Raw genomic sequence first — 14,365 nt, 5'->3', positions numbered from 1 at the left:
TATGAAAAAGAAATCCAATAGGGTATTTTTAGCTAGTTCCATAGTATCCTTGGCCTGCTATGGAAGTTATTATATGCCTACTGGGTTTCTCCCCTTCTTGTCTCTTTTCTCAATTGCCATACCGCTAGTATTAACTGGCAACCTGCTCTTATTGCTCACTGCACTATTGGCTAGAAAAAAATGGTGGGTGTTTCCAGCAATTAGCTTATTGTTGGGAACTAATTTCATACTTGAGAGTTATGCTTTCAACACAACTTCTCAATCACATGACTTCAGCTTATTGGGATACAATGTAAAAAGCTTCAGAGAGCACAAGCGCTATGACAAATTCTCCGGAGAACTAATCAACTGGTCAGTCAACGAGTCAAGCGATATTAAGTGTTTTCAAGAATACAGCACAAACCCTCGATGGAGCGCTCTGGACATCACTAGCAAAATGATTAATAATGGCTATCATGCTCATGTTTTCAAGGCTAAAATGGAAGGAGATCATGCGCCCGGCATGGCTATTTTTTCCAAATTCCCTATCATTCATAGAGGGTTGGTCTGGGAGAGTATCGGTAGACCAAATGCCTGCATTTATAGCGATGTGTTGATTGATAAAGATACCGTTCGTATCTACAATATACATCTAGAATCCATGCAGCTAGAATTGCATCGTTTGAGAAAAATTAAAAACCTATTTTCAACAAGCACAGACATTCTTTCCAGAATAATAGATGGCACTAAAAAGCATAGTCAACAAATCGAACAGACCATTCAGCATTGTCTATCCTCTCCCTATCCCCTCTGTCCTGGCAGGAGACTTTAATGAACTACCCTACAGCAACAATTATCGACAATTAGATAGTAACTTTCGATCCTCCTTTCACCAAGCAGGTAGTGGTTTTGATTTTACACTCAATAACCTTTTATTCTTTCTTAGAATCGATCATCAATTCTTTGGCGAGGGGTTAGAAGCGGTCGATTATGATGTCAATAGAAAAGCCCGGATATCAGATCATTTTCCTACCCGGGCTCTTTATCGTTTTGAATGATGATTAATTAATCAGATATTCTGACCATATAGACTTTAGCATCATCCTCCAGTATTTCTCCATCTTCCATGGCTATCAATATATCATCTTGCATCATCCAATACTCATCCCCGTCTGATTGATAGGAATCTGTATCACTTATGATTAGCTGGCCTTTGCTGTTGATGTACCACTCTCCGGTCTCCACTTCTGATTCAGATCCAAAAGCCGAAACATAGATTTTGCAAACATTGTCATCCAGGAACCTGAATTTAATATCAAGTTCGTCTAAGATACCATCAACAAAAGATCCCGTTGCCTGCATAATGATGCGTGCCATCACATCATCTTCTTTCTCTATCTCCTTCTCAATAAAATCCTCTCCCAATTCAATTTTCATTTGCCATACACCACCAAGATCTCTTTCCTTAACCTTTTGAGGCTGGGCATAGGAGACTACACTAAAAGTCATAGCTGCTACCCATATTGCGATTGTGCTTTTCATAATTATTTATTTTGAGTTGACCATATGTTTATAACAGGTATTATGCATTACAAGGTACATAACAAAAGACAATACTGCAAAACAACTCGAAAGGTTTCAGTTCAGCAAAAAATATTTAGGCTGCCGAGGGCTCTTTAATTTGAATTCTGGTTTTTGGCAAACTTTCAGGATACTCTTTTTGGATGAAGGAAATGAGTTTTTCTCTCACATGAACCCTCAGATCCCATGCTGTCGGAGAATTCTTTGCACTCACTAGAATTCTGCTCTCCACAGAAAACTCCTTGGCATCCGTCACTTGAAGTACTTTTACCTTGCCATCCCAAAGTTCAGTAGCAGCTAATATTCGATCCAATTCATCTCTCAAAGCATCGAATGGTATCGTATAATCAGTGTGAATAAAAACACTCCCAATAATCTCAGCAGAAGATTTGGTCCAGTTTTGAAAGGGCTTTTCCAGGAAATATGTAGTGGGTACGACTAGCCTTCTTTTATCCCAGATTCGAACTACTATATAGGTAAGATTAATCTCCTCAATCCAACCCCATTCATTCTCAATAATTACTGCATCGTCAATTCTAAAAGGTTGAGCGAATGCAATCTGAAGTCCTGCCAGCAATAAACCCAGCACCTTCTGAGCTGCAAAACCCAATATGATACCAGCAACCCCCGCCGAAGCAAAAAGCCCCAGGCCAATTTGACGAATCCCCTCAAAAGAAATCAAAATCATCCCTGCACTGATCAAGGTAATGAAGAAAACCAGGATTTTGTAAAGCACCCTGATCTGTGTATGTACCTTGCGGGAAGTCAGGTTATCCTCAATCGAAACATCATAGTGCTTCAAGAGTATTGACTTACCTAACTTGGCTAATACTATCAGAACCCATGCAACCGATAGCACTATCATTATTCTACGAATAGGCATCCAATAAACCAGTAACTCGTCAACAACTGGTTGATCTACTACCGATATAATGGAGGTAGAAAAGAGAAAAAACAATAAGACTAAAAGTGGAAAAAGGAGTCTGGATAGTTTCGGCATTATGTTTCATTTTGATGAAATCATAATCATGCTGAATCCTAAAGATAATAGAAACAAGATAGATTTAAAAAGTACAGGCTGGTGCACAACAAAAAGACCGATTCAAAATCCGAAATATGGACATTTGATGATCGAATGATTAGCTTTGCCGAAATTTTAATTCTTAGCAGATATGTTTGATAATTTAAGTGGAAAGTTAGATAAGGCATTCAAGAACCTGAAAGGGCAAGGCAAAATCTCTGAAATCAATGTGGCAACTACTGTCAAAGAGATCAGAAGAGCGCTTGTAGATGCCGATGTTAACTACAAAGTAGCTAAGAATGTTACCGACACTATCAAGGACAAAGCGATGGGACAAGATGTCCTCACTGCTGTATCTCCAGGTCAGTTATTGACTAAGATCGTATCGGATGAGCTGACTCTATTGATGGGAGGCTCAAAAGAAGAAATCAATTTACAAGGTGACCCAAACATCATTTTGATTTCAGGTCTACAAGGTTCTGGTAAAACCACTTTTACCGGGAAACTTGCTAATCACCTTAAAAGCCAAAGAAATGTATTGTTGGTGGCATGTGATATCTACAGACCTGCTGCGATCGATCAGCTGAAAGTGCTTGGTGAACAAATCGGAGTAGACGTATATGCCGAACCTGATAACAAAGACGCTCTAAAGATTGCCAAGAACGCGATCAAATACGCAAAAGAAAACAATAAAAAGACCATCATAGTCGATACTGCGGGACGTCTGGCGGTAGACGAACAAATGATGCAAGAGATTGAATCTCTAAAGAAGAACCTGAACCCTGCTGAGACTCTTTTTGTAGTGGATGCCATGACAGGTCAGGATGCTGTCAACACAGCCAAAACCTTCAACGATCGTTTGAACTTTGACGGGGTTGTATTGACCAAGATGGATGGTGATACACGCGGGGGTGCTGCACTTTCGATACGTACGGTAGTAGAAAAGCCTATCAAGTACATTTCTCACGGTGAGAAAATGGAGGCCTTAGATATCTTCTATCCAGAAAGGATGGCTAGTAGGATCCTTGGTATGGGGGATGTGGTTTCGTTGGTAGAAAAAGCCCAACAAAACTTTGATCAGGAAGAAGCCAAACGTATCCAGAAGAAAATCCGTAAAAACAACTTCGGGTTTGACGATTTCCTTTCCCAATTAGAGCAAATCAAAAAAATGGGTAACCTGAAAGACTTAATGGGAATGATCCCAGGAGTCAGTAAGGCCATTAAAGACATTGATATAGATGATGATTCATTGAAGCCTATTGAAGCCATCATCAAGTCAATGACTATCACCGAAAGAGAAAACCCTGATTTGATCAACGGCAGCCGAAAGAAAAGAATTGCCAACGGTAGCGGTACTTCTATTCAGGAGGTTAACCAGCTATTGAAGCAGTTCGATCAGATGCGAAAGATGATGAAGACCATGAACAAAATGGGTGGAGCCAAACGTATGATGTCAGGCATGAACCTTTTTGGCAAATAAGAGTGAAAGACCTTCACGGACAGGCAATACTGGATTACTACAAAAAGGAAGACGCCTCGCCCCTACTTCTTCACAACTCCTACGGCGAAACCGAAGAAATGCCTGTTGAGGTATTTTTCAGAGAGCATGAGGACTTTACTGAACTTGAGAATACGGCTATTGGTGCGTGCTATGGTAGCATCCTTGATTTGGGGGCTGCTGCTGGCGCACATGCATTATTCCTTCAAGCACTAAAATTCGATGTTACTGCCCTTGACATCTCTCCAGGCTGCATTGACACCCTTAGAATGTCTGGGATGAAGAAGTTCAGTAATGATGATTACAAAAAGCATAAAGGAAAATACGATACCATTCTATTACTCATGAATGGCTTAGGCTTAGCTGGTAAATTAGATCAGGTTCCTGCGCTCCTCAAACATTGCCAAAGTCTTCTAAAAGAAGGAGGACAAATCCTGGCCGACTCCTCGGACATATCCTATTTGTATGAAGATGGCACCCCAATGCCAGATGGGTATTTTGGAGAAGTGCGATACCAATACGAATACAAAAACCAAAAAGGGGATTGGTTTGATTGGGTATACGTCGATCAAGACAAGCTGAAAGAAATCACATCAGAATTAGGCCTGAATATGGAGATTTTATTCACTGACGAAAATGATCAATACCTGGCAAAGATCTACTAAAAACGAGATTTAACGAGCTGCCTAAAACGATACAAATGAGCCACGGCGGCCAGAGTCAAGCCTACCAATAGACCAACCCAAACACCTGCACTCCCCCATTCAAAAACAAAAGCACACACATAGCCAACAGGTATGGCGATCACCCAATAGGTCACTAATGTCACATAAGTAGGCACTTTCACATCAGCTAAACCTCGCAGCACACCCAAACCCACCGTCTGAACCCCATCAGATATTTGATAGAGTGCTACAATTACTAGCAATACAGAGGCGATTTCAATGACCTCCTGATTATCCACATACAACTGAGGCAGCCAATGTCGACCTAGCACCAACAACAGGGAATAAAATGCCATTAGTGCAACGGTCATGATAAAACATGTCTTACCAGCCAACATAAGGTTATGTTCATCCTTTCGCCCCAATTGATTAGCTACTCTGATACTAGCTGCAGACGCAATACCAGTAGCAGTCATGTAGGTAATTGCAGAAAGATTCATTGCAATCTGATGCGCAGCTAGTGGCAAGGCCCCCAACCAGCCCACCATAATGGCAGATGCACTAAAGGCGCCTATTTCAAATACAAACTGTAATCCAGTGGGACCACCTATTCTTAAAATTCTTTTGATCACTTTCCACTCAATCTCTATTGAGTCCAAAACACTTACATATCTTCTGAATCGATGATAGCGCACGACAAAAACGCCCATGGCAATCGCTTGAACAACTCGAGATATCAAAGTAGCATAGCCTGCCCCTACCATCCCTAAGGCAGGACACCCAAAATGACCAAATATGAACACATAATTGAGGAAAACATTGAGCACATTACCAGCAATAGATATAACCATAGCTTGTCTGGTCATTGACAGGCCTTCTGCAAATTGTCTAAAGCCCTGAAACAGCATCAAGGGTAACAGACTTATCCCTACCACTCTATAAAATGGCAATGCGCCTGATACCACCTCCTTTTCCTGTCCAAGAAATGGAAAAACCTGTTCGGCAAGCAGAGAAAAAACAAGTAAGAGAATCCCGAGTATGGTACTATAGACCAATCCATTCTTTAAAATTGAAGCAGCGCTTTTCTTATCATTTGCTCCATCTGCAGCCGCAACCAAAGGGGTCATCCCATATGAAGCACCAATTCCAAAAAGCATAAACAAGGTAACTACGCTTAATGCCAAAGAGACTGAGGCCAGAGGTATTGGCCCCAATTGTCCCACCATCACACTATCTGCTACCGAAACAGTAATGTGACCGAGCTGGCTCAATATAACCGGATAGGCCAGCACAATATTTTTCTTATAATGCTCTTTTAGTGTCAATGTTGTTTGGGATTAATTCATTTTTTCGCTGAACGGAATAATTATCAGGTTAAAACAACCTATATCTCCTTCAACCCTTTTTTCAGCCTCACTTCTTCCTTTTAAAGGCTTTCATCTAAGAATTAAAGCCAGTTGTCGATTAAATAAAAGTTTTAAGACTCAACAAGCTTTATTTGCTTCATCAACAAAATGCGCCAGGTTATGATTTATTTATGGAGAAACAGTCTGGAAAAACGACTGAAAGCAGGTTCTAAATCAGCATTGAAAAATGACTTTCAATCCCATCCAGCAGGAACGATAGATGTACTGATGAGTCTAGAGGCTGACAACTGGCTTTTGGCCAACCGAATCATTCAGAAATTCAACCCCGAAATAGAATGGGCTGTACAGTACATCCAATCCTAAATCAATCCCTGATCCATCAAAACCTTCACCTTTAACAATCCTGCCATACTCAAGCTATCGGTTATTTCGCCTGACATTACCATTTCTATGGCTTCCTCAATAGGAAGTCTTTTGATGGCAAGATCCTCCGTCTCATCAAACTCTGTCTCACCTTCTGTGAGTCCTTTCGCGACATAAATAAAGCCTTCCTCATCAGTAACAGAGTTAGAGGTATGAATCCTTGCAATTCGCTTCCAATCAGCTGCAGTTAACCCTGTTTCTTCCTTCAACTCTCTTTTGGCACCATCCAAAACATCTTCTTCCAGTGGAACTCCACCCATCGGAACTTCCCAACTGTACTCATCCAAAGTATAACGATATTGTCCAACGAGCCAGGTATGACCATGCTTGTCTATAGGAATCACCGCCAATGCCCTACCCTTGAAGTGCACCTTTCCATAAATCCCTTTCCCTCCTTTTGGATTGATTACCTGATGCTCTTCGACCCTAATCCATGGGTTAGAATAGATTTCTTTTTCACTGAGTTTTTTCCAAGGATTTTTCATCACAAAAAAAGGCGCCTTAATTGGCGCCTTAAATATTTTTTAGTTCCAATTAATCTTAATGTTCTCCCTCTGGTCCTTGGTGAGCGTATGAGTGGATGGTTTTCTCCGTAACAGATAGTAACAAAGCAGAAAGAATGAAAACCATGTGAATCACAATCTCCACGTAGATACCTTCATTACCTTCTACAAGAGAAATCTCCCTGTAGTCAACAAATTTTTTCAACAGCTGAACCCCAGAAATAGAGGCGAGAGAGGTTGCCAGTTTAATTTTCAACATACCTGCATCCAAACCTTCTAACCATAGGGGTTTATCCTCATGCATTTCTACATCTATTTTAGAAGTAAAGATCGAGTAACCTCCAATAGAAACCATCACAACCAGGTTCATCACCATAGAGATATCTACCAAACTCAAAAGGGTAAGCATCACTTTGGTTTCAGTTTCTCCACCAATTACTTGATGAAAGAGGTGTACAAGTTCATTAAAGAAAGTAACCAAATACAAAACCGCCCCTACAATTAATCCACCATACAAAGGTGCCTGAACCCATCTACTCCAGAAGATGATTCCTTCAAATGTATTCTCGAACCAAGAAAAAGCTTTACTCTTTCGTGCCATAGTTTTTTGACTGTTGATTATCAATATTATTCAATAAGGCTAAAATAAGATTAATTTTCTTTTCTGCCTGTCCCCACTACATTTTATTTCCTTTAGTAATAGGATCCTTTGTCTTCAACTTAGAAAATCTAATGACACAAGTCCCTGCTATCAAGTCATGTAAAGCCCTACGATCAGCCCTAAAATAAATCAAGAAAAAACCAGCAAAACATGGAGCCAAGGAAAGGAACTTAGCTAATATTCGCAACAAAGCTCTTCCCATAGAAATCCCCTCCTTTGTTTTATAATCAACCACTTTCATTTGAGTATAATGCTTACCAACGGTTGCATGCCAGCTAGTCCTCTCCAAAACCGAATGATATATGCATACAATCACAAAACACAATGCGTAATAAATCCAATCTATCGAGATCAAAAATGAAAGCGGAAATAATAAAAGAAGCAAAACCGTGAGATCAAGGTTGTATGCAAGCAATCGTTGTGAAAAGTCTGCAAAATGATTCAAGTTCCTATTCATATTAAGGTTTCGTACAATTCAAATTTGCTTACAAAAGTATTGAATCAAGTGATCTAATTGATTAATTTGATGCTTTCATATTAACTAAACCTAAAACTTATGAAAGCGCTTAAAATCATTATTCAAGTAATTGTCATTTCGATGGGAGTTTTAGCATTAATCGGCTGGTTCCTCCCAAGAGAAGTATCACTCGAACGAAGTATCTCAATCGATGCCTCACCACAGAAAATTTACGACGTAACCAAAGACTTTAGACAGATGTACAATTGGTCTCCCTGGCATAAAATTGATCCGGATGGTACCCAATACGAATTTGAAGGCCCCGATGGAGAAGTTGGGATGAAGATGAGTTGGGAGAGCGAACATGAAAAAGTAGGCAAAGGAAGCCAGGAGATCATAGAATTAGAAGAATCGGAGTTAGTCAAGACTGAAATGTATTTTGAAGGATTTGATGCTCCGTCCTACGCTTCATTCATCATCAAAGAAGAAAATGGTAGCTCGAATGTAACCTGGACTTACGAAGGGGATTTAGGTCCTAATCCATATATGCATTATTTCGGGTTAATGATGGAAAGTATGTTAGGACCATCCTACGAAGAAGGCCTTGCCGATCTAAAAACATATGTAGAAGGCCTACCAGAAGAAATAGAGCATGCAGAAATGACAATAGAATCAGACTCGACTATGATGGGTATTGATTCTGTATCTGTTGATTTATAAAGAATATAAATGGCCAGAACTTAATATAGATACCTGGCCATTTCCTTTTCTATTCTCAATTAGAAAAATGGGAATAAAGTTCAACTAATTTTCTACCCTCATTTTCCCAATTCATATCTCCATCTATAGTTGCTTTTTTTGCATTCACTCCCAATTCCTTGTATAATTCAGTTTCCTGATAGAGTCTTAATATTTGTTTGGACAAATCCTCCGCATTTTCTGCCTCAAATACCAACCCAGCCTTACTAAGCTCTACTGTTCTCTTCAAAGGTTTGCAACTACTCACTATTACCGGTTTGCCCACCATCATGGCCTGAAACAGCTTATGTGGTATAGTATGATCCGTATGTCCAGATTTATTGTGAGGTATAATATTCACGTCAGACATATTCATGAAAGAATAAAATTGATGAAAGGGACGGTAGCCCCAAAGTTCCACTCTTCCCTGCAAACCATTTTCTTCTACCAAACTTTCCAGATAAGATCGAGTATCATCCGAGCAGTTACCAATTATCAGTACAACTATGTCTTCATGGTCCTTTAAAAAAGCCATTGACTTTACCAATGTATCGACTCCTCGATGGGGACCTACATTACCTGTATAGCTTACAATAAACCTACCCTTGTACTTTTCAAACACCTGAGGATCAACCTCCTGCTCCAAAAAGTATCGATCCTCCATATTGGACACTACAGTTATTTTATCTGATTCAAGGCCCGTTTGATCGAGCAGCCTTTCTTTCATCTCATCTACCACAGCAATTACATGATCTGCTTCTTTAACAGCGTCCTGCTCAAACTTTTGCCAGTGGGGATAATTGAAAAACATTCTATTCTTCAATCGAATCAGTGGATTCTTTCTCCATTTAAACCAAACTGAAAGGGCGTCAGGATAGTTTTCATGAAGATCTAAAAAAACAGGCACTGGGCTCACGGACCTGGCCGTGAAAAACAGTGGCAAATCATGAACATGAACAAAATCAAAGGTCTCTTTGGAAAAAAGATTTTTAAGAAATCTACTGAATAGTGGATTAATCCTGGTCATAGACAAGTACATATCCAGGAGACCTTTCTTGGCAGTCGACTCAGACCCTTTAAGTCTCAAAACTCTTACGCCCCCAACCTCTTCTTCCAACTTTTCGTCTTTTCGGGCCAGACAACAAAGCGTTATTTCAAATTCGGCCTCTAACAATGATCTTGATTCTTTTAAAACCCTGATATCCGTTGGATAAGGTTCATTTAAAAGCATTAGTATTTTACGTCCCAAAGAGTTCTGGTTTTTGTTTGAAATAAAAGGTTCATTTTCGACAAAAATAAGACAATTTAGCAGCATAGAAATCGAATTTGATAATTGATTAAAAACACGATATGCACATAGTCATTATAGCAGGTGCCAGACCTAATTTTATGAAAATCGCCCCCATAATCAGAGAGATTAACGCTCGAATTAGTAAAGGCGAAAACTTCAGTTATGATTTAGTTCACACGGGCCAGCATTATGACAAAAAAATGAGCGATACATTTTTTGAGGAATTACAAATTCCCGAACCTGACATCAATTTGCAGGTAGGGTCTGGGACACACGCCCAGCAAACAGCTCAAATCATGGTCAAATTTGAAGAATTTCTTCTTCAAAAGCCTGAAACTAATTTGGTACTAGTGGTTGGTGATATCAACTCCACAGTGGCTTGCTCTCTGGTTGCAAAGAAATTGAACCATAAGGTAGCGCACGTGGAAGCAGGATTAAGATCCTACGATCTAGAAATGCCAGAAGAGATCAATAGAATGGTTACAGATTCCATCTCGGATTATTTCTTCACTACTACAGAGGACGCTAGCAAGATCTTACTTAGCGAAGGAAAGAATAGCGATAACGTTCATTTTGTAGGAAATACGATGATCGACACCCTGGCATATAATCTAGACAAACTAACTCCTCCAGACTTTTTAGAAGAGAAGGGAATTGCTCCAGGAGAGTTCTTTTTATTAACACTCCACCGCCCTTCTAATGTGGATTCATTTGATCATCTGATCGATCAGCTTAAGTCTATTGATGAGTTTGTAAAAGACAAAAAAGTCGTTTTCCCAATCCACCCAAGAACTCTTAACTCACTTAAAGAGAGGGATCATTCTTTTCAAAATATCGAACTTGTAGAACCTCAGGGATACCTTAATTTCATTTATCTATTAAAGAACAGTCTGGCCATCATCACTGATTCGGGTGGGATTCAGGAAGAATCGACCTTCTTGAAGGTACCATGTCTAACTCTTAGACTAAACACAGAGAGACCCGAGACCATTACCATCGGCTCTAACATTTTAATTGGAAACGATATGGAATTGCTCAAAAAGTCCATAGAGCAGATTTTAGCCAAACAATGGAAGGAGTCAAAAATTCCCGATAAATGGGATGGAAAAACTGCCGAGCGTATAATTGATGTTTTAAAAAGTAAATTTTAAGTCATGTCCGAACAGTTTATCGGGGAATACATTCAAAAATCCTCTGAGAGGTATCAAAAAACCATCGCTTTTCTTTCTGACAAAATTGACAAGGAAGAAAGCATCTTGGACTTAGGCCCTTCAAATCCTCTTTCAGATCAAATAAAATCTTTAGGGTACGACATTCAAAACACTGCCTTGGGATTAGACCTTGATCTGGACAATCAATCGGTAATCGATTCGAAATGTGATGTATTGACTGCTTTTGAAATCTTTGAGCATCTGGTTTCTCCTTTTCCAATTTTAAAGGAAACCAAAGCAAAAAAACTAATTGCATCGGTTCCATTAAGACTATGGTTTTCAACTGCCTACTGGAATGAAAAAGACCCTTTTGACAGGCACTATCACGAATTCGAACCCAGACAATTCGATATGCTTTTAGACAAAGCAGGATGGAAAATACTGGACTCCCAAAAGTGGGTGGATAAGGCAAACAAAATTGGCCTTAGACCTATTTTGAGAAGATTTGTTCCAAGGCATTACATCGTCTACTGCGAACGCAAATAGTTATTATTCCTTACTCTTTCCCACAAAAGCATAGCCAACATATCCTAAACAGGAAAGAATAAGCAGCACATTAAACACCCAGGTAATCGTATTACCTATACGGTAAGATGATGGGGCAAAGGTGAAAACAATTTTGTGTTCCCCAGCTGGTACTTCGAGTGCACGAAGCACATAATTAGCACGCAATATCTTTACTTCCTCACCATCGATCGTTGCCTTCCAGCCTTCGGGATAGTAAATTTCAGAAAAGACAGCTAAGCCAGCTTTATTACTACTGGATTGATATACCAACTCATTTGGTGCATAGGATGTCAATGAGATTTTTGAAGTGCTGTCATTCACTATTTCCGAGACTTCAAACGACGACACGTCGACTACTGCTTCTTCTTTCGAGTCGAAAGTAGAAATAGCAGCGATTTCCTCATTGGCATTATTCACTTTTATGATTTCAGAGACAAACCAGGCATTGCCATTGGCAGATGGGTTCGCGATAGCTGCTCTAGCTGATTCACCTGCCTTGAAATATTTGGTATTGAGCATATTGAGCACATCAGCATTTTCGAAATCAAATTTCCCTTCTTGTAAACCTGCAATCACCTCTGATACCTCCGGTGATATTTCTCGCTCTATCAAATCCTGATACCTACGCATTTTTGCCCCATGATAACCTCCCACCGATTTGTGGAAATAGGATGTCTTAGCATCGTTAAAAGGGTTCATCAAATTCAATACTCGGTAATCCGGATCCTGATCCTTTAAAATGCGCTGATCTGCCTCAGTAGCTACAAACTCATCCGCTTTTGATTCCCGGACAAAGCTATCACTGTTCAAAAAACGCTTGCTCACTCCCATCATATCTATCAATATCAGCAGGATGATCACTCCCATTCCCAGCGATTTTTTCAGCTTATCCAATTGCACAAACCAGATCACGGCTGCTGTAGCGACTACAAAGAACAACGATCGAAAGGCATCTACTCTCAAAAGAGATGCTCTATCCTCTCTCAAGGCTTGCAAATACCAATCAGGATAAGAAGCCAATCGTGCATCGATAGCTCCCCTGTATGATCCAATACCTGCAAACAGCGCTGCTAGCAAAGCAAAACCACCAGTTATACCCATGGCAATGAAAAATTTCTTTTGCGTCTCCTTATTCCAATCCAGACTCAATAATTTTTCTAATCCAGAAAAACCAGAAATGATCATAGCCACGATGGCAATGATGATAACGAAAGTAACAGATCGAAACTTGTTGTAACCAGGCAAATAATCGAAAATGAGGTAGTTGAAAGTTTGGAAATTGTCCCCCCAACTCAGTACAATCGAAAGTCCTACTAGCACCATGACCCAAAGCGTATGCTTTCTTTCTAGAAAGAACAGACTCAAAACAAAAAGAAACACCACAATCGCCCCAGCATAATAAGGTGCAGTCAAAGGTTGATCACCCCAATAAGCGGGTGCATTTTCGACCTGTTGCTGCAACTGCTGGCCACTCATCCCTTGTTTTCTTAATGCCTTCTCCAGATTGGAATTCTTCCCTAAATCCTGTTGTGAGGACCCTCCGAAAAAATTGGGAATAAAAAGCACCAACGGTTCCATGATACCGTTGCTATATTGGAAAGCATAATCCTTTTCCAAACCTGTCTTTTCTCCTCCACCTTGACTGGTCAATTCAGACTTTCCTCGCATCGAGTATGGACTATATTCCATGATCGTCCAAAGCCTACCCGTATTGGCCCCCAATGAGATTATTACAGCAACGACAAGGATCCCTACAGTTTTAGCAAAATCAGCAATTTTCTTTTCTTGAATGGCTTGAATCAACTGGAAAAGGCCATAAACCAACACCATGATCATTAGATAATAGGTGATTTGCAAGTGATTGACACGTAGCTGCAAGGCTAAACCCAAAGCCGTCAATACAAAGCCCAACCATTTTCGATTGGTAAATGCCGCATGAACACCCGCCAGCACTAATGGCATGTAAGCAACTGCCGTGACTTTAGAATTATGTCCAGCGCCAATGGATATGATATTAAAAGCCGTCAAACCAAAAGTCAATGCACCTGCCACAGCGAGCCATGACCTGACGCCAAAGACCAACAACATGACATAACATGAAATAAAGGCTATCAAGATGATCCCTGTTGGATGTGGGAGATAAAAAGAAATCAGCTTATGAATTTCCTTGGTCAGCTCTCCCGAAAACTCGACATTGATTAGATACCCGGGCATCCCCCCAAACATGGAGTTGGTCCAAAGTCCCTCTTCACCCGTTTGTTCACGAAACTCTTCTAGTTCTTGCGCACTCCCCTTCCACTGCATAATATCATGCTGAGGAAGTGCCTTGTTTTCCAAAAAAACAGGTGAATAAAAAACGATAGTCACTATCAGAAAAATGGCTATTGCAGCCAGGTGAGGAAGAATATCCTTTTTAAAATCAAAATGCTTCATCGAACGATCGGGATTTGAAAATTTTTCAAG

At 40.1% G+C, this 14,365-nt stretch carries 16 protein-coding genes; 8 read left to right on the top strand and 8 right to left on the bottom strand.

The genetic code is table 11. From position 1 onward, the window contains the following. Position 1: 1 nt before the first annotated feature. Positions 2–811: an exonuclease/endonuclease/phosphatase family protein gene (locus N7U62_RS03560; RefSeq protein ID WP_264136504.1), complete on the top strand. Its 810-nt coding sequence runs from the start codon at positions 2–4 to the stop codon at positions 809–811. After that, entirely contained in the window at positions 720–1,037 is a 318-nt protein-coding gene (locus tag N7U62_RS23210; protein WP_404818012.1) for an endonuclease/exonuclease/phosphatase family protein, read from the top strand. The genes N7U62_RS03560 and N7U62_RS23210 overlap by 92 nt, the downstream gene beginning before the upstream one ends. 7 nt (positions 1,038–1,044) lie before the next feature. Here the strand turns inward: N7U62_RS23210 and N7U62_RS03555 are convergent, their stop codons facing one another. Continuing rightward, positions 1,045–1,521, bottom strand: a complete 477-nt coding sequence (locus tag N7U62_RS03555) for a hypothetical protein (RefSeq protein ID WP_264136503.1) — start codon at positions 1,519–1,521, stop codon at positions 1,045–1,047. 115 nt (positions 1,522–1,636) lie between these two features. Next, positions 1,637–2,560 carry a mechanosensitive ion channel family protein gene (locus tag N7U62_RS03550; RefSeq protein WP_264136502.1) on the bottom strand — a complete coding sequence of 308 codons (924 nt, stop codon included), beginning with the start codon at positions 2,558–2,560 and terminating at the stop codon, positions 1,637–1,639. Between the two features lie 172 nt (positions 2,561–2,732). Between N7U62_RS03550 and ffh the strand changes: the two genes are divergently transcribed. Then, on the top strand, positions 2,733–4,061 hold the full coding sequence (gene ffh / locus N7U62_RS03545; protein ID WP_264136501.1) for a signal recognition particle protein: 1,329 nt from the start codon (positions 2,733–2,735) through the stop codon (positions 4,059–4,061). Between the two features lie 2 nt (positions 4,062–4,063). After that, positions 4,064–4,744, top strand: a complete 681-nt coding sequence (locus tag N7U62_RS03540; RefSeq protein WP_264136500.1) for a methyltransferase domain-containing protein — start codon at positions 4,064–4,066, stop codon at positions 4,742–4,744. On the opposite strand, the gene N7U62_RS03535 is transcribed toward N7U62_RS03540, so the two are convergent. Beyond that, complete coding sequence (locus N7U62_RS03535; protein ID WP_264136499.1) at positions 4,741–6,069, bottom strand: MATE family efflux transporter; 1,329 nt, start codon at positions 6,067–6,069, stop codon at positions 4,741–4,743. The two genes, N7U62_RS03540 and N7U62_RS03535, sit on opposite strands and share 4 nt — an antisense overlap. 201 nt (positions 6,070–6,270) lie before the next feature. Here N7U62_RS03535 and N7U62_RS03530 point away from each other — a divergent pair, with 201 nt between their 5' ends. Next, positions 6,271–6,474, top strand: a complete 204-nt coding sequence (locus N7U62_RS03530; protein ID WP_264136498.1) for a hypothetical protein — start codon at positions 6,271–6,273, stop codon at positions 6,472–6,474. Here the strand turns inward: N7U62_RS03530 and N7U62_RS03525 are convergent. From N7U62_RS03525 to N7U62_RS23205, 3 genes are all read right to left on the bottom strand, one after another. Next, a complete protein-coding gene (locus tag N7U62_RS03525) occupies positions 6,471–7,019 on the bottom strand; it encodes an NUDIX domain-containing protein (RefSeq protein ID WP_264140409.1) in 549 nt (182 codons plus the stop codon). The two genes, N7U62_RS03530 and N7U62_RS03525, sit on opposite strands and share 4 nt — an antisense overlap. A gap of 55 nt (positions 7,020–7,074) precedes the next feature. Next, positions 7,075–7,638: a YqhA family protein gene (locus N7U62_RS03520; RefSeq protein WP_264136497.1), complete on the bottom strand. Its 564-nt coding sequence runs from the start codon at positions 7,636–7,638 to the stop codon at positions 7,075–7,077. A gap of 76 nt (positions 7,639–7,714) precedes the next feature. Beyond that, a complete protein-coding gene (locus tag N7U62_RS23205; RefSeq protein WP_404818011.1) occupies positions 7,715–8,155 on the bottom strand; it encodes an RDD family protein in 441 nt (146 codons plus the stop codon). Positions 8,156–8,254: 99 nt separating this feature from the next. On the opposite strand from N7U62_RS23205, the gene N7U62_RS03515 reads away from it, so the two are divergent. Beyond that, positions 8,255–8,875 carry an SRPBCC family protein gene (locus N7U62_RS03515; protein WP_264136496.1) on the top strand — a complete coding sequence of 207 codons (621 nt, stop codon included), beginning with the start codon at positions 8,255–8,257 and terminating at the stop codon, positions 8,873–8,875. A gap of 55 nt (positions 8,876–8,930) precedes the next feature. Here the strand turns inward: N7U62_RS03515 and N7U62_RS03510 are convergent, their stop codons facing one another. Next, positions 8,931–10,142: a glycosyltransferase family 4 protein gene (locus tag N7U62_RS03510; protein WP_264136495.1), complete on the bottom strand. Its 1,212-nt coding sequence runs from the start codon at positions 10,140–10,142 to the stop codon at positions 8,931–8,933. Positions 10,143–10,243: 101 nt separating this feature from the next. Between N7U62_RS03510 and wecB the strand changes: the two genes are divergently transcribed. Both wecB and N7U62_RS03500 read left to right on the top strand, forming a co-directional pair. Continuing rightward, positions 10,244–11,335: a non-hydrolyzing UDP-N-acetylglucosamine 2-epimerase gene (gene wecB / locus N7U62_RS03505; RefSeq protein WP_264136494.1), complete on the top strand. Its 1,092-nt coding sequence runs from the start codon at positions 10,244–10,246 to the stop codon at positions 11,333–11,335. A 3-nt stretch (positions 11,336–11,338) separates the two neighbouring features. Next, positions 11,339–11,881: a class I SAM-dependent methyltransferase gene (locus N7U62_RS03500; RefSeq protein ID WP_264136493.1), complete on the top strand. Its 543-nt coding sequence runs from the start codon at positions 11,339–11,341 to the stop codon at positions 11,879–11,881. 3 nt (positions 11,882–11,884) lie between these two features. Here the strand turns inward: N7U62_RS03500 and N7U62_RS03495 are convergent, their stop codons facing one another. Further along, positions 11,885–14,335 carry a YfhO family protein gene (locus tag N7U62_RS03495; RefSeq protein WP_264136492.1) on the bottom strand — a complete coding sequence of 817 codons (2,451 nt, stop codon included), beginning with the start codon at positions 14,333–14,335 and terminating at the stop codon, positions 11,885–11,887. Positions 14,336–14,365 lie beyond the last annotated feature (30 nt).

Origin of the sequence: Reichenbachiella ulvae (assembly GCF_025833875.1) — a bacterium.
GTDB lineage: Bacteria > Bacteroidota > Bacteroidia > Cytophagales > Cyclobacteriaceae > Reichenbachiella > Reichenbachiella ulvae.
This window is presented reverse-complemented; position numbering and strand designations above follow the sequence as displayed.